Source organism: Microbacterium luteolum (assembly GCF_039533965.1).
Lineage (GTDB): Bacteria > Actinomycetota > Actinomycetes > Actinomycetales > Microbacteriaceae > Microbacterium > Microbacterium luteolum.
The window spans coordinates 1,134,548-1,148,756 of the sequence record NZ_BAAAUN010000001.1 but is presented as its reverse complement, the minus strand read 5'-3'; the positions used below and the strand labels follow the sequence as shown (position 1 = coordinate 1,148,756).

The 14,209-nt window shown below is 67.4% G+C and carries 17 protein-coding genes; 11 read left to right on the top strand and 6 right to left on the bottom strand.

Features of this window, described 5'->3' with window-relative positions; translation table 11 throughout:
* Nucleotides 1-32: 32 nt before the first annotated feature.
* On the bottom strand, nt 33-1,310 hold the full coding sequence (gene xseA, locus ABD648_RS05645; RefSeq protein ID WP_282214000.1) for an exodeoxyribonuclease VII large subunit: 1,278 nt from the start codon (nt 1,308-1,310) through the stop codon (nt 33-35).
* 112 nt (nt 1,311-1,422) lie between these two features.
* Here xseA and ABD648_RS05640 point away from each other — a divergent pair, with 112 nt between their 5' ends.
* From ABD648_RS05640 to ABD648_RS05630, 3 genes are all read left to right on the top strand, one after another.
* Nucleotides 1,423-2,466, top strand: a complete 1,044-nt coding sequence (locus ABD648_RS05640) for a 4-hydroxy-3-methylbut-2-enyl diphosphate reductase (RefSeq protein ID WP_425561723.1) — start codon at nt 1,423-1,425, stop codon at nt 2,464-2,466.
* A gap of 2 nt (nt 2,467-2,468) precedes the next feature.
* On the top strand, nt 2,469-3,260 hold the full coding sequence (locus ABD648_RS05635) for an IclR family transcriptional regulator (protein WP_282213998.1): 792 nt from the start codon (nt 2,469-2,471) through the stop codon (nt 3,258-3,260).
* A 239-nt stretch (nt 3,261-3,499) separates the two neighbouring features.
* Complete coding sequence (locus ABD648_RS05630; RefSeq protein WP_282213997.1) at nt 3,500-4,027, top strand: DUF6264 family protein; 528 nt, start codon at nt 3,500-3,502, stop codon at nt 4,025-4,027.
* Nucleotides 4,028-4,149: 122 nt separating this feature from the next.
* On the opposite strand, the gene fbaA is transcribed toward ABD648_RS05630, so the two are convergent.
* Entirely contained in the window at nt 4,150-5,178 is a 1,029-nt protein-coding gene (gene fbaA / locus ABD648_RS05625; protein ID WP_282213996.1) for a class II fructose-bisphosphate aldolase, read from the bottom strand.
* A 185-nt stretch (nt 5,179-5,363) separates the two neighbouring features.
* On the opposite strand from fbaA, the gene glpX reads away from it, so the two are divergent.
* Nucleotides 5,364-6,350 carry a class II fructose-bisphosphatase gene (gene glpX, locus ABD648_RS05620; protein ID WP_282213995.1) on the top strand — a complete coding sequence of 329 codons (987 nt, stop codon included), beginning with the start codon at nt 5,364-5,366 and terminating at the stop codon, nt 6,348-6,350.
* A 193-nt stretch (nt 6,351-6,543) separates the two neighbouring features.
* The gene (locus ABD648_RS05615) at nt 6,544-6,828 is read left to right on the top strand and encodes a hypothetical protein (protein WP_282213994.1); all 285 of its coding nucleotides are present in this window, start codon (nt 6,544-6,546) and stop codon (nt 6,826-6,828) included.
* 1 nt (nt 6,829) lies between these two features.
* Here ABD648_RS05615 and ABD648_RS05610 read toward each other — a convergent pair whose 3' ends face one another.
* Both ABD648_RS05610 and ABD648_RS05605 read right to left on the bottom strand, forming a co-directional pair.
* The gene (locus ABD648_RS05610; protein ID WP_282213993.1) at nt 6,830-8,074 is read right to left on the bottom strand and encodes a DNA recombination protein RmuC; all 1,245 of its coding nucleotides are present in this window, start codon (nt 8,072-8,074) and stop codon (nt 6,830-6,832) included.
* A 65-nt stretch (nt 8,075-8,139) separates the two neighbouring features.
* On the bottom strand, nt 8,140-8,733 hold the full coding sequence (locus tag ABD648_RS05605; protein ID WP_282213992.1) for a 3'-5' exonuclease: 594 nt from the start codon (nt 8,731-8,733) through the stop codon (nt 8,140-8,142).
* Between the two features lie 59 nt (nt 8,734-8,792).
* On the opposite strand from ABD648_RS05605, the gene ABD648_RS05600 reads away from it, so the two are divergent.
* The 3 genes from ABD648_RS05600 to ABD648_RS05590 all read left to right on the top strand — a co-directional run bounded on the left by ABD648_RS05600 (nt 8,793) and on the right by ABD648_RS05590 (nt 11,560).
* Nucleotides 8,793-9,533 (top strand): class I SAM-dependent methyltransferase, encoded by a 741-nt coding sequence (locus ABD648_RS05600; protein ID WP_282213991.1) that lies wholly within the window; start codon nt 8,793-8,795, stop codon nt 9,531-9,533.
* A 136-nt stretch (nt 9,534-9,669) separates the two neighbouring features.
* Nucleotides 9,670-10,743 (top strand): redox-regulated ATPase YchF, encoded by a 1,074-nt coding sequence (ychF, locus tag ABD648_RS05595; protein WP_282213990.1) that lies wholly within the window; start codon nt 9,670-9,672, stop codon nt 10,741-10,743.
* 433 nt (nt 10,744-11,176) lie between these two features.
* A complete protein-coding gene (locus ABD648_RS05590) occupies nt 11,177-11,560 on the top strand; it encodes a DMP19 family protein (RefSeq protein ID WP_282213989.1) in 384 nt (127 codons plus the stop codon).
* A gap of 68 nt (nt 11,561-11,628) precedes the next feature.
* Here ABD648_RS05590 and ABD648_RS05585 read toward each other — a convergent pair whose 3' ends face one another.
* Entirely contained in the window at nt 11,629-12,018 is a 390-nt protein-coding gene (locus tag ABD648_RS05585; protein ID WP_282213988.1) for a CPCC family cysteine-rich protein, read from the bottom strand.
* A gap of 191 nt (nt 12,019-12,209) precedes the next feature.
* Here ABD648_RS05585 and ABD648_RS05580 point away from each other — a divergent pair, with 191 nt between their 5' ends.
* Both ABD648_RS05580 and ABD648_RS05575 read left to right on the top strand, forming a co-directional pair.
* On the top strand, nt 12,210-12,581 hold the full coding sequence (locus ABD648_RS05580; protein WP_282213987.1) for a hypothetical protein: 372 nt from the start codon (nt 12,210-12,212) through the stop codon (nt 12,579-12,581).
* Between the two features lie 184 nt (nt 12,582-12,765).
* Complete coding sequence (locus ABD648_RS05575; protein ID WP_282213986.1) at nt 12,766-13,152, top strand: VOC family protein; 387 nt, start codon at nt 12,766-12,768, stop codon at nt 13,150-13,152.
* Nucleotides 13,153-13,270: 118 nt separating this feature from the next.
* Here ABD648_RS05575 and ABD648_RS05570 read toward each other — a convergent pair whose 3' ends face one another.
* The gene (locus ABD648_RS05570; protein ID WP_282213985.1) at nt 13,271-13,621 is read right to left on the bottom strand and encodes a hypothetical protein; all 351 of its coding nucleotides are present in this window, start codon (nt 13,619-13,621) and stop codon (nt 13,271-13,273) included.
* Nucleotides 13,622-13,764: 143 nt separating this feature from the next.
* Here ABD648_RS05570 and ABD648_RS05565 point away from each other — a divergent pair, with 143 nt between their 5' ends.
* On the top strand, nt 13,765-14,118 hold the full coding sequence (locus ABD648_RS05565; RefSeq protein ID WP_282213984.1) for a hypothetical protein: 354 nt from the start codon (nt 13,765-13,767) through the stop codon (nt 14,116-14,118).
* Nucleotides 14,119-14,209 lie beyond the last annotated feature (91 nt).

Genomic DNA, 14,209 nt, shown 5'->3' with positions numbered 1-14,209 from the left:
CCATCTTACGGCGTGCGTCGTCGGTGGCCCGCTCAGGAACCTTCGGCGATCTCGCCCTCCGAACGCGCGGCGAGCGAGCCGCGATCGACGGTGATCGTCAGGGCGCTCCCGGCCGGAGCATCCGCCGCGTCACGCAGGATCACACCGCCCTCGAGGTGCGCGATCGCATAGCCGCGGGCCAGGGTCGCGGCCGGTGACAGGGCTCGCAGGGAGGCGCGGAGCTCACTGGTGCGGCGACCGGCCGTGTCGAGCTGCCGGGCGATCGTGTCGCGGCCGCGCGACAGCAGCAGCCACAGCTCCTGAGACCGGGCGTCGATGATCGGCGCGGGGGAGCGCAGCACCGGGCGGGACCGCAGCTGCTCGAGCTGGGCGATGTCGTGGGACAGGCGCTGGGTGAGCCGGGTGGTCGCCCGAGAACGCAGCTGTGCGATGAGCGCGCGCTGTTCGCCGACATCGGGGACGACGCGCTTCGCGGCGTCTGTCGGGGTCGATGCCCGCAGATCGGCGACGTCGTCGAGCAGGGGGTGGTCGTTCTCGTGCCCGATCGCGCTGACGATCGGAGTGGATGCCGCGGCCACGGCCCGCACCAGCCGCTCGTCGCTGAACCCGAGGAGCGTCTGCGGGTCGCCGCCGCCGCGCGCGATGATGATGACGTCGACCTCGGGATCGGCGTCGAGGCGCTTGAGCGCCGCAAGGGTGTCGGGGACGCAGCGGTCGCCCTGCACAGCCGCGTATTCGGTGCGGAATCGCACCTGCGGCCAACGCAGCTCGGCGTTGCGGTGCACGTCCTTCTCGGCATCGGAGCGCTCGCCGGTGATCAGGCCGATGACATGTGGGAGGAACGGCAGGCGCTTCTTGCGGGCGGCATCGAAAAGCCCCTCCTGGCGCAGCTGCAGCCGCAGCTTCTCCAAGCGCTCGAGCTGGTCGCCGAGGCCCACGTGCTTCATCGCCGAGACGGCGAAGCTGAAGTCACCGGACTTGACGAAGTAGTCGGCCTTCACCGCCGCGACCACGTGGTCGCCGACGCCGAGGTCGGAGGGGATGCGTCCGCGCACGCTCGACCAGATCCGGATCGAGATCTGCGCATCGGACTGAGTGTCCTTCAGGCGAGCGAAGATGTTCCCGGCCCGCACGTTCCACGAGGTGATCTCGCCTTCCACCCACACTGTGTTCCAGCGTGCGATGAAGTCGCGGATCGTCGCGTTCAACCGCGCGACGGAGGTGGGCGCGTCGGAGGTGGAATCCCGCGGGGCGACGGCATCGGCCGGCGGCGTCTCGCCCGGACCCGCGGCCGCTTCGAAGACTGTCATCTGCTCCCGTTCCGTGCCGTCGCGTCGTGTGGCGGCATCCCGGCCTTCCACAGGCACACGCCGGTAGAATCATGGGGTGACTTCGACTGCCGTTCATCTCCCCGTCCCCCGCATCCCACGCGTGCGCGCGGCGGCAGGGCGGCTTCAGGATAACCCGATCGTCGGACACAAGCGGATTCTGCTCGCCGCTCCCCGCGGTTACTGCGCGGGCGTCGACCGTGCCGTGGTCGCGGTCGAGAAGGCGCTGGAGCGCTACGGCGCACCGGTGTACGTGCGCAAGCAGATCGTGCACAACATCCATGTCGTCACCGAGCTCGAGGAGAAGGGCGCGATCTTCGTCGAAGAGGTCGACGAGGTCCCGGCCGGAGCCCACGTCGTCTTCAGCGCGCACGGCGTCTCGCCGGCCGTGGTGAACGCGGCATCCGATCGCGGCCTTCATGCGATCGACGCGACCTGCCCGCTGGTGACGAAGGTGCACCGCGAGGCCGTGAGGTTCGCCCGGGACGACTTCGAGATCCTCCTGATCGGTCACGAGGGCCACGAAGAGGTCGAGGGCACCGCGGGCGAGGCGCCCGAGCACGTGACCATCGTGAACTCGCCGGCCGAGGCCGACACGGTGCAGGTGAAGGACCCGTCGAAGGTCGTCTGGCTCTCGCAGACCACGCTGTCGGTCGACGAGACCATGGAGACGGTCAACCGCCTGCGCCTCCGCTTCCCCGATCTGCAGAACCCGCCGTCCGATGACATCTGCTACGCCACCCAGAACCGGCAGGTGGCGATCAAGAAGGTGGCGGCGAACGCGGATCTCGTCATCGTCGTCGGATCCTCGAACTCGTCGAACTCGGTGCGCCTGGTCGAAGTCGCCCTCGAATACGGCGCCAAGGCGGCGTATCGTGTCGACTACGCCGAAGAGGTCAAGCAGGAATGGCTCGACGGCGTGGAGACCGTCGGCGTGACGAGCGGGGCATCCGTTCCCGAAGTGCTCGTCCGCGAGGTCCTCGATGCACTCGGTGACGCCGGATACCGCGACGTGGAAGAAGTGAAGACGGCTGAGGAGGATCTGATGTTCTCTCTGCCCAAGGAGCTGCGCCAGGACTCCACCGGCCAGCGCGACGCCCGGGCGCTCGGCGGTCGTGCCTCAGGAGGAGGCGCGTAGCGGTGAGCCCGACGGAGGGCGAGCCGACTCTCATCGGGTCGGTGCAGCGCGCACTCCGTCTCGTCGACATCGTCGCGAACTCGCCCCGTCCGCTGCCGGCGAAGATGCTGGCCACCGCCACCGGGCTGACCCCCGGCACGACGTACAACCTCATCCGAACTCTGATCCACGAGGGATATCTGTCCGCGGAGCCCGACGGCCTCGTGCTCGGCACCCGGTTCCCGTCCTTCCAGCAGGAGATCGACTCGCGAGGGGTCTTCCTCGCCCGCGTGCGCTCCGCCCTGCGGAAGGTGACGGAGGAGGTCGGCGCGACCGCCTATCTGTCTCGCTTCGACGACGGCGAGATGCACCTCGTCGACATCGTCGACGCCGTGCACAATCCGCGGGTCGAGCTCTGGGTCGGCCTGCAGTCCAGCGCCCACGCCACGGCCCTCGGCAAGCAGATCCTCGCGGAGCTTCCCGACGAGCACCGGCTCGACTACCTGGCGCGGCACCGCCTGGAGGAGCTGACGCCTCGCACCATCAGCGATCGCCACACGCTGCTGACGCAGCTCGAGCATTCTCCGGGCTGGGTGGTGGATCAGGAGGAATACGTCATCGGAGCGACGTGCGTCGCCGTGCCGGTGATCGCTCCGAACATCACCGCCTCGCTGGCGATCTCGCTGCCCTCGGAGCTCGCCGTCGTGGATCGAGCACTGGTTTCCCGTCTCCAGAGCGTGGCGCGGAGGCTGTCTCTCCAGCTCGGAGCCGATGCGTTGGACGCGGGCACGCCCGATGTCGAGTTCACTATCTGAAGTTTCCGCTCTAGCGCGGGGGCGAGGGTCTTCCTATGATCAGAACTGTAGGCGTCTGTGCAAACGGCCCTGCAGATTCGCGGAGGGTCCCCAGCTCTGCGTGAATCCACTTGGATGACGAGCGTCCCCAGCGTTCCGAGTCCGCGGCCCCGAGGAGTCCCCAATTCTCCGGGGCCGCCATCATTTTCGGCGGTGTCCTGCTGTGAGCCGCTCCGAGCCACGGCGATTAGCATGGCGGGATGACCGATCAGCGTCCTCAGTACGGCGAACTCGCGACCCCCGAGGAGCAGCGGAGAGCGGCGGGTCTTCCGCCGCTGAGCGAGGTCGTGGCCGAGCCGGTCTTCACGACCCCCGCGCCGGGGCCGGTCGTCGCGGATGCGGCTCCGCGCCGCCCCCATGCCGTCGATCGGTTCGTGACCATCGGGTTGCTGGCCTACGGCCTCATCAACGTGATCGTCACGGCGTTGTCCTACCTCGACCTCACGCGCGTGATGAACGAGAGCATGAAGATCCTCGGCATCGAGGGAGAGTTCACGAACTACGACCAGGGCAAGCTGTGGGGGACCATCGCCGCGGTCGTGCTGGTCGTCGGCTGGTCGCTCACCGCGTGGGCGTCGATCCGGCGGCTCCGCAGTGCGAAGGTCGCCTGGTGGGTTCCGCTGGTCGGCGCGGTGGTGACGATGCTGATCGCGTCGATGTGCCTCGCGGTGCCGATGTTCGGCGATCCCGCGTTCATGTCCTACGTCGGGAACGTGGGCGGGAGCTGATCCCGCCGCTTGACGCAGAAGGGGTGCCCGGCCGATCGGCCGGGCACCCCTTCGCTTCGACAAGCTCAGCGACCCATTGAGGGCCGCTCAGCGACCCACGGAGGGCCGCTCAGCGACGGTCGTCAGCTCTTCGACTGGCCGTAGGAGCCGAGCTGGCGGGTCGACTCGACGACGCGGGCGGCCATCGCGGTCTCCGCGACCTTGCCCCAGGCGCGCGGGTCGTACTGCTTCTTGTTGCCGACCTCGCCGTCGACCTTCAGGACGCTGTCGTAGTTCTTGAACATGTAGTCGGCGATCGCACGCGTGTAGGCGTACTGCGTGTCGGTGTCGATGTTCATCTTGATGACACCGTTGGCGACCGCGAGGGCGATCTCGTCGTCGGTCGAGCCGGAGCCGCCGTGGAAGACGAGGTCGAGGGGCTTGGCGCCGGTGTTGTACTTCGCGGCGACCTGCTGCTGGATCTCGCCCAGCAGCTCGGGACGCAGCTTCACGCCACCCGGCTTGTAGACACCGTGGACGTTGCCGAAGGTGAGGGCGGCGATGTAGCGCCCCTGCTCACCGAGACCCAGCGCCTGCACGGCCTGGTCGACATCGGCGAAGGTCGTGTACAGCGCATCGTTCGAACCCTCGTGCGCGACGCCGTCTTCCTCGCCGCCGACGACGCCGATCTCGACCTCGAGGATCGCGTTGATGGCCTTCATGCGGGGGAGGAGATCCTTGGCGATCTCGATGTTCTCTGCGAGGGGAACAGCCGAGCCGTCCCACATGTGGGACTGGAAGATCGGGTTGCGTCCGGCCTTGACCTCTTCCTCAGAGGCGGCGATGAGCGGCTCGACGAAGCCGGCCAGCGCGTCCTTGGGGCAGTGGTCGGTGTGCAGCGCGACGGTGACCGGGTAGTTCTTGGCGACCTCGGTGGCGTAGCGCGCGAACGCGAGTGCGCCGGTGGCGCGGGCCTTGACCGTGTGGCCGGCGAAGTAGTCGGCGCCGCCGGTGGTGACCTGGATGATGCCGTCGGAGCCGGCCTCGGTGAGGCCCTGCAGGACGGAGTTGATCGTCTGCGAGCTGGAGACGTTGAAAGCGGGGTACGCGAAGCCGCCGGCCTTCGCGCGGTCGAGCATTTCGGCGTACTGATCCGGGGTGGCGACGGGCATGAGAACTCCTGCGGTAGGTGAAGCCGGGACAGCAGTCACTCTATCGGGGTGCGTGAGCGGATGCCGCAGGCCCCCGGGCGCGGGGGAGCCGGGACTCCTGCCGGAACGTTAAGAACCGCGATTCCTTCACGTGAAATCGACCGAAAGCCGGGCGCTTCGCAACGGACGATGGCTAGGCTGACCGCATGGTGAGTCTGACAGCGGATCTGAGCCCTCTTCATCCCGACCGTAACCTCGCGATGGAGCTCGTCCGCTCCACCGAGGCGGCGGCCATTCGCGCGGTGCCGTTCATCGGCCGTGGCGCGAAGGAAGCGGCGGACGGTGCCGCGGTCGACGCGATGCGGGCGTTCCTCGGAACGGTCGACTTCCAGGGCAAGGTCGTCATCGGCGAAGGCGAGAAGGACAACGCCCCGATGCTCTTCAACGGCGAGGTCGTCGGCACCGGTCGCGGACCGCTGTGCGACATCGCCGTCGACCCCATCGACGGCACATCACTCACTGCCGCCGGTCGGCAGAACGCGCTCTCCGTGATCGCGGTGTCCGACCGCGGCACGATGCTCGACGCGTCATCCGTGTTCTACATGGACAAGCTCGTGACCGGGCCTGCGGGTGTCGGCGTTGTCGACATTCGTCTGCCCATCGGCGAGAACATCCGCAAGCTCGCGGGCGCGCTCGACAAGCCGGTCGACGAGATCGTCGTCTCGGTGCTGAATCGTCCGCGTCACGAGAAGCTGATCCAGGAGATCCGCGATGCCGGTGCCGGCACGCGTCTGATGAGCGACGGTGACGTGGCCGGCGGGATCAACGCCGCTCGGCACGACGCGCGCACCGACATGTGCGTGGGCGTCGGTGGCAGCCCGGAGGGCATCGTCACCGCATGCGCGATCAAGGCGCTCGGCGGGCACATCCAGGGGATTCTCTGGCCTCGCGACGATGACGAGCGTCAGCGCGGGATCGACGCCGGTCTCGACATGGACAAGGTCTACGAGGCCGACGACCTGGTTCAGGGCAAGAACACCATCTTCGTCGCGACCGGCGTCACGGACGGGCAGCTCGTCGCGGGTGTGCGCCGGGAGCGCGGCTTCGTCTACACGGAGAGCGTGGTGCTCCGCGGAGCGTCGGGAACCCTTCGCCGCATCGCGTCGGAGCACCTCGTCTCCAAGTGGCTCTGAGAGGCTCGCAGCGGCCGTATGCGCCCGTCGGTGAGTGACCGGCGGGCCTTCTGGACAGCCTCATCGTTACCGACCCGGTACCCGGTCGAGACGTCGTGATCCGCGGTTACTCGGAGCGCCGTGTCACAATTGACCCTGGGTTTGTCGCCGTCGACGGAGCCGCCAGGCACCGCGGGCACAGGAGGGCGAACAGATGACAACGCAGCACACGAGTGGCTCGAAGGCCGCCCCGACGAAGATCATCACGACGAACACGGGGCGCATCCTCCGGGTGAGCGCCGACGCCGAGGTGATCGCGCCAGCCACGACTGCTCCACCCCAGACCTCGGTCAGTGACCCGGCCCGCCGCGCCGATGTGCTCTTCCGCAAGCGTCTCGACGAAGGTCATGAGATCAGTGCCTGGTGGATGATCGGGGCCTTCCTCGCCACCAGCGGCCTCGTCATCGTGCTGCTGAGCGGCGTTCCGGGCGCGGCCTGACTCACACGTCGTCGAGACGTGCGCGCACCTCGCCCACGTCTGCGCGCACCGCACTGTCTGATTCCTCGTCGTCGATGCCGACGAGTTCCGGCGCGGTGAACCGTCGGGTGATGCCCGCGGTGACCGCCGGCGCTGCGGGGAGGCCCGAGGCGTCGACGCCGGGGAACTGCCTCGCCGTCACGAGGACACGGGTCTCGAGGGAGCCGGCGAACTTGTTGTAGCTGTCGACCGTGCGCTCCAGCGCTCGACGCAGGTCGTCGGCGTGCCCCGAGAGAGTGCCGAGGCGCTCGTAGAGCTGGGTGCCGAGATTGAGCAGGGTGCGCGCCTCGGTCGACACCTCCTGCTGCGTCCAGGCGTATGCCACCGTCTTCAGGACCGCCCACAGGTTGACGGGGGAGGCCAGCGCGACGCGCCGGCTGAAGGCGTAGTCGAGCAGCGTGGGATCTTCGTCGATCGCCGCCGCGAGGAGGGACTCGCTCGGCAGGAAGCAGATCACGAACTCGGGGCTGGCGTCGAGACCCGACCAGTAGGCCTTCTTCGCGAGGGCGTCGACGTGAGCGCGCACGGCTTTGACGTGCCGCTGCATGTGCGCACGTCGCTGCGGCTCGTGGGCGTCTCCGGCGGGAAGCGCGGACGCCTCGAGATACGCGTCGAGCGGGACCTTGGCGTCGACGGCGATCGACGTGCCGCCGGCCAGGCGCACGACCATGTCGGGACGGCCGGTGCCGCGGTCGGACGAGATCGTGGACTGCAGGTCGAAGTCGACATGCCGGGTGAGGCCGGCGGCCTCGACCACCCGACGCAGCTGCGTCTCTCCCCAGACGCCGCGTGTCGCGGTGGAGCGCAGGGCTCCGGCCAGGGATTCGGTCGTCGCCCGCAGCGCCTCGTCGGACTCCTGCGCGCGCCGCAGCTGCTCGGCGAGGGAGCCGAACTGGGCCTGCCGCTCCTGCTCGATCGCCGTGACCTTCGACTGCATCTGCTGCAGGCTCTCGCGCACGGGGGCGAGGGCGGTGAGCACGGCATTCTGCTGCTGCACGCGCAACGCCTCGGCGCGCTGTTCCGTGCGGGAATGCTCGACGGCGTCGCGGTAGAGGTCGTATTGGCGGTCCCGGTCGTCGCGCGCGGCGGCCAGCTCGGCCTCGGCCCGTGCCAGGTCGGCAGCCCCTCGTCCTGCGCGCAGGAACCAGCCCACGGCGACACCCGCCGCGAGTGCGGCGAGGACGAGAACGAGCGAGAGAGCATCCATGTGTCTCATGATGCGGCCGGCATCCGACATTCCCAGGGCGCCCCGCTCAGGCGCGGCGATGCTCGTCAGGCGACGGCGCGCTCCAGAGCAGGAGCCGCGGGCGACGTCACGCGCAGGCTGAGTGCATCGGCGAGCGCGAAAACGTCGGTCGCGCCGTGACGACGGGCGGCGTCGATCACGATCTGCGCGCAGGCGCGGGCGTCGGCCAGGGCGTCGTGGTGCGAGAACTCGGCGAACCCCGCGGCGGCCGCGGCCACCGGCAGACGGTAGGAGTCGAGCTGGTAGGTCTTGCGCGCGACCTGCAGGCTGCAGAGCGAGCGGTACGGCGGGCAGGACATATCGGTGGCCTCCGCCGCCCGGCGCAGCACGTTGAGATCGAATCCCGCGTTGTGCGCGACCAGCACGTCGGCACCGGCGAAGGCACACAGCCGGTCGAACTGCTCTACCCAGGTGGCGGCCGAGAGCACGTCCTGCGGCTGGATGCCGTGGATGCGCACGTTCCACTCCTGGAACTCGTCGTGTCCGGGCGGGGGCTGGATGAGCCAGCCGGCGGTGGCGACGACCTCGCCGCCGCGCACGCGGACGAGTCCGACGGAACAGGCGGAGGCGGGGCTGGAGTTCGCGGTTTCGAAGTCGATCGCAGTGAAGTCCAGTGGCACGGGTCCACTCTCCCTCCCGACATCGGCGACCGATCGCAGGCTCGCCGTAGGCTGGCGACATGACGGACGAGCAGGCGACATCCTTCGGCGTGCAGGCCCACAGCTATGAGGTCGGTCGACCGGAGTACCCCTTCGCAGCCGTCGCCTGGATGCTCGATGCCCTCCCGCACGGTTCGCGCCGCATCGCCGATGTGGGTGCGGGGACGGGAAAGCTCACCCGTACGCTGCTCGGTGCGCCGGACGCCGAGGTCGTCGCGGTCGACCCCGACCCCGAGATGCTCGCGACCCTGCGCACGGCGGTTCCCGGGGTCCCCGCGTTCGTCGGCACGGCCGAGCGGCTCCCGCTCCCGGATGACAGCGTCGACGCGGTCGTGCTGGGCCAGGCGTGGCACTGGGTGGAGCCGATCGCGGCATCCGTCGAGATCGGCCGCGTCGTCCGGCGCGGGGGAGTGCTCGGACTCATCTGGAACATCCGCGACGAGCGCGTGGACTGGGTGCGCAGGCTCACCGAGATCATGCACGGCAGCAATGCCGAGATCATGCTCGCCGCGGGAGACCCTGTCGTCGCGGCGCCGTTCGGTCCGCTTGCCCAGCAGCGGTGGGAGTGGGCGCGGCCCATCACCCGGGAGCTGCTGCACGCCATGGCGTCGTCGCGCAGCTATGTGATCACGGCATCCGACGATGAGAAGGCGCGCATCCGGCGCGACATGGACGCCCTGTTCGACGAGCTCGGCCTCCACGGTGACGACACGATCGATCTTCCCTACGTGACGAGGGCGTTCCGCGCGGTGCGCGACTGACGACGCAGGGTCAGGCACGCGGAATCAGGCGATCACGCGAAATCAGGCCGATTGCGTCGGCATCCGCCTGATTCCACGCGTCTGCCTGTCCTGGCGACGCAGGGTCGCGCGGGACCGACCGGTAGACTCGTCCTCCGTGGCTCTCACTATCGGCATCGTCGGCCTGCCCAACGTCGGCAAGTCCACCCTCTTCAACGCACTCACCAAGAACGACGTGCTCGCGGCGAACTATCCGTTCGCGACGATCGAGCCGAACGTCGGCGTGGTGAACCTGCCCGACCCGCGTCTCGACACGCTCGCGGAGATCTTCGGCAGCGAGCGCATCCTCCCCGCCGCGGTGTCGTTCGTCGACATCGCCGGCATCGTGCGCGGTGCGAGCGAGGGCGAGGGGCTGGGCAACAAGTTCCTGGCGAACATCCGCGAGGCGGATGCGATCGCCCAGGTCGTGCGCGGATTCGCCGACGACGACGTGGTGCACGTGGACGGTGCCGTGAACCCGGCATCCGACATGGAGACGATCAACGCGGAGCTCATGCTCGCCGACCTCGAGACGGTCGAGAAGGCGATCAGCCGGTTCGAGAAGGAAGTTCGCGGCAAGAAGATCGAGCCCGTCGTGCTCGAGACCGCGATCGCCGCGAAGGATGCTCTGGAGCGCGGTGTGCTGCTGTCGGTCGCCGGCATCGACCTGGCGCCGATCCGCGAACTCGGACTGCTCACCGCGAAGCCCGTCATCTTCGTCTTCAACGTCGATGAGGGCGTGCTGACGGATGCCGCGCGCAAGGCCGAGCTCGCCGCTCTCGTCGCGCCCGCGAAGGCCATCTTCCTCGACGCTAAGATCGAGTCCGAACTGATCGACCTCGACCCGGAGGATGCCGCGGAACTGCTGGCATCGACCGGCCAGGACGAGTCGGGCCTCGACCAGCTCGCACGCATCGGCTTCGACACGCTGGGCCTGCAGACGTACCTCACCGCAGGTCCGAAGGAAGCTCGCGCCTGGACGATCCCCAAGGGGTCGAAGGCACCGCAGGCCGCCGGTGTCATCCACACCGACTTCGAGAAGGGCTTCATCAAGGCCGAGATCGTCTCGTTCGATGACCTCGTCGAGACGGGTTCCGTCGTCGAGGCCCGCGCCAAGGGCAAGGCGCGCCTCGAGGGCAAGGACTACATCATGAAGGACGGCGACGTCGTGGAGTTCCGCTTCAACAACTGAGTGGTCGACCTGGCGGATCGAAGTAGTCATGGCTGCGGATGAAACGCGCTCCCCAGTAGCCGCGAGTGAGATCTTCGGCGACCTTCGTATCGCTCCTCTTCCGGAGGGGACGAAGGCCGAGGCTGTCTTCGTCCTGGTCAAGCTTGACGACGGAGATTGGTGCGCCCGAAGTGTTGGGGGCGATGCGTACAACCGCGTATCCTCGCCGAGGACGACGAGGATACGATGAGTGACGGCGACGCAGCGGAGTTCCGTCATAGTTAGGTATCTGCCGGTCCCACCGGATGGAGGAGACACGGTGCGCTTGAGTCTCAGTCGCTTGGCAATGATCGGAACGCTCTCGCTTGCGGTCGTCCTTGGCGCAACCTCGTGTGCCGCGGCTGGACGGGCTGACGGGGAATCCCCGGCGGGGGAGCCATCCGAGGACGTATGGGTGTTCTACAACGATCACTTTGAGACCGACCGGTCCATGCTTACCGAGGATGAGCGAGGCTTGCTCGCCATCCTCGACTTGCGTCAAGAGGTCGCGTCAGGCGGTTTCGATTCCTACCTCTCGGGATGGGGTGGGAACACAGCGGTCGATGCTCTCGACGCTCTACCCGCTGCATTGGGTACCGAATGGGCGGATGTGCTCCGCGACGCGATGGGACTACTCGGTTCTCCCTATCCGAACGATCCTGACGAGCGCTACGAGATCTTGCAGTCGCGGGACACCGAGGAGGAAATAGACGCGCTCGATGCGCGTCTCAACACTCTCGAGGCAACGTCCGACGTTGACGCTCGGCTCGGAGCCGTGCTCGCCGCGTTGCATCGTTGAGCCAGGACGGCGACGTGGTGGAGGTCCGCTTCAACGTGTGATCGGGTTGCGCTCCTGCGTCTCGGCTTCTACCGGGCCAAGCGCCAGTAGGTCGGTCGCCACCAGTACAAGGTCGTGAGGTCGTCGGGCCACTCTGCGTCGCGGTCGTCCTTGGCTTCGAACGCATCCTGCTCGTGGTCGATGGGCCGCCACCCGGCATCCATCTGTTCCTCTTCCGAGGCCCGGCGGACGTGCTTGACGAATCGGTCCTCCATTGCTCCGAACAGCGCATAAGCGCGCTGGGAATCGATGAGGGAGGGGCGATTGGCTCCACCTGCGTATGTGGGCCATCGGAGTTGGACTGCGTCGTCCTCCCAGAAGCACACAGGGCATAATTCGTATGATCCCGGCGGCTGACCAAGGGTCAGATGTCCGCAACATGGGCACGGGTAGGCGGTCTGGTCATCAAGGTCGGACACGTCGTCAGGTTATCGGTGGCGCGAAATGCCTATCGGTGACGCGACGTCGTGGAGTTCCGCTTAAACAACTGAGTGGTCGAACTGATGTGATGGCTAGGATCAGACCGTCATACTCGGATCGCGGAGGACAGGTGAGACCGTTGGTTGTTGCCTATCGTCACTACCCATCGCGCGACGACCAGCGAGAGTGGATGCAGTCGCTGCGATCGCGAACCTCCCATTTCGAGTTCGTCTTCAATCGTGGAGACGACGAGGGCCATGCTCTGATCGCGCTGCTCGCTCACCTGAAGTCGACGAGAACTGTCGGTGTGGGACCGAGTAATGGTTATGTGCGGTCGCGTCCGACCGCAGTGAGGCGCCGGTTCGCCTACGATCGCGACATCCTCCGTGCCGTCGATGGATTGGGCGGGATCTTCCCCGAGGAGGCGAGCCCCGAGCCTTGGACCGGACTGGGAGATGTCGATATCTTCTTCGTCGACGCAAGGGGCGGGGTCCTCGGAGAAACGGTGACGCACGAGCAGATACTGATCACCACGCAAGATGAGGGCCATGCCGACCGTTGAGAGTGATGCCTATCGGCGACGCAATCCGGTGGAGTTCCGCTTCAACGTGTAGTCCCGTCCCGTTTCGACCTCTGGCCCGGACTGCTGGTGTCGCCGCTTTGCTCTGTCGCGGTGTCACAGCCACAGTCCCCGGGGCGGCCGCCTGGTATATTTATCTTGACGTCGAGATAAATTGGAGGCGGAGATGAAGCTCCATCATGTGCAGATTTCCATGCCTCGAGGCGAAGAGGATGATGCCCGTCGCTTCTACGGCGAAGCCCTCGGACTGCACGAGGTTCAGAAACCGCCATCTCTGGTCGGCCGCGGCGGCTGCTGGTTCCGTGCCTTCGATGGTGATGTCATCGCTGCGGAGATCCACCTCGGAGTCGACGATCCTTTCAGCCCTGCGAGGAAGGCTCACCCTGGCCTCGTCTGCGCGACCCTGCGAGAGCTGGAAGCGACGGCTGAGCGCATCGAGCGCGGTGGGTACGAGCTCTCGTGGGCAGAGCGGGACACCTTCGAGGGATACGTTCGCTTCCACGCGTGCGACGGTTTCGGGAATCGCATCGAAGTGATGACACCCGCCGGCTGATAGACGGGCTCTGCCGTTGATGGTCGCACATGCGTTGGTCCGGATGGCGACGTCGTGGAATTCCGCTTCAGTGTGCAGCCATGCGGCTCGGCGGGTCACGGATGCCCCGCGGCGCCTGTCAGAGACCCTTCCGATGCTTCGCGGCCGCACGCCGGATCGAGGCCACCTTCGGGCTGTCCGCACGCGATGCGGGGAGACTGTCGAGGATCGTGACGTCGGCTCGGGCTGCGAGCGTCAGGAGGCCCCACATGCCGATCGAGTCGAGTTCCAGATCGACTTCTTCGGGGGTCGCCGCTGCGAACGCCGCACGCGCGATCGCCTCGATCTCTGGGTCGCTCGGTCTCTTCGCCGCGCCTGCGACGGCGTTCGGCTGATTCGAGTAGTTGTCGAGCTTGGTCAGAAGTTCATCGGCGCGTGCGGTACCGAGGGCCGATTCGAACCGGGCTTGAATCGGGTATGTCTCCGTCAATCTCGTCTCCAGAGTTCGGTTCGCGGTCGTTGCGATGGCAGCTGCCGGAATCGGCCACCGTACGGGTAGCGTACTCATTCGGACGACGCTCGGGTTCTGCCGGGGCCCTCCAGGTGTGAGCGTTCAACTGCGAACATGTCCTCATGCGCCGCGCTGCCACGCTCACCACGACCCTCGCCGCTCTCCTGCTCACGACCGGCGTGCTTGCAGGGTGCGCCGACTCGACAGCGCCAGAGGCGGCACCTCCCTGGCCGACGCCTGCCCCCACACCGCTCCAGGAGTACCCTCCGGAGCTGCCCGAGTGGGCGCAGGGTCACCAGGTCTGGCTCATCTATCCGGACGGTTTCGAGTGCGGCGGCACCGAGGGGTGCCCGAACGACTACCGTGCGCTCATCGGCGAGCCTGGTCCCGTCCTGCCTGATGGCGTCGAATACTACGACCCGGCCAAGCACGACTGCGTGGTGGTGGCTCCCCTGGGCGTGGACTGCTTCGGGTGAACCGCAGACTCGCCTCACCTGCTCTGCACTCTCAGCGCGTCTCTGAGAGTCGTCCACAATCGCTCGAATCTGCTCACATGATGGCGTGCGC

Excerpts from the sequence above, each read along its gene's own strand:
- xseA (WP_282214000.1), bottom strand. The coding sequence starts at position 1,310 with ATGACAGTCTTCGAAGCGGCCGCGGGTCCGGGCGAGACGCCGCCGGCC.
- ABD648_RS05630 (WP_282213997.1), top strand. The coding sequence starts at position 3,500 with ATGACCGATCAGCGTCCTCAGTACGGCGAACTCGCGACCCCCGAGGAG.
- fbaA (WP_282213996.1), bottom strand. The coding sequence starts at position 5,178 with ATGCCCGTCGCCACCCCGGATCAGTACGCCGAAATGCTCGACCGCGCG.
- glpX (WP_282213995.1), top strand. The coding sequence starts at position 5,364 with ATGGTGAGTCTGACAGCGGATCTGAGCCCTCTTCATCCCGACCGTAAC.
- ABD648_RS05615 (WP_282213994.1), top strand. The coding sequence starts at position 6,544 with ATGACAACGCAGCACACGAGTGGCTCGAAGGCCGCCCCGACGAAGATC.
- ABD648_RS05610 (WP_282213993.1), bottom strand. The coding sequence starts at position 8,074 with ATGGATGCTCTCTCGCTCGTTCTCGTCCTCGCCGCACTCGCGGCGGGT.
- ABD648_RS05600 (WP_282213991.1), top strand. The coding sequence starts at position 8,793 with ATGACGGACGAGCAGGCGACATCCTTCGGCGTGCAGGCCCACAGCTAT.
- ABD648_RS05580 (WP_282213987.1), top strand. The coding sequence starts at position 12,210 with ATGCAGTCGCTGCGATCGCGAACCTCCCATTTCGAGTTCGTCTTCAAT.
- ABD648_RS05575 (WP_282213986.1), top strand. The coding sequence starts at position 12,766 with ATGAAGCTCCATCATGTGCAGATTTCCATGCCTCGAGGCGAAGAGGAT.
- ABD648_RS05565 (WP_282213984.1), top strand. The coding sequence starts at position 13,765 with ATGCGCCGCGCTGCCACGCTCACCACGACCCTCGCCGCTCTCCTGCTC.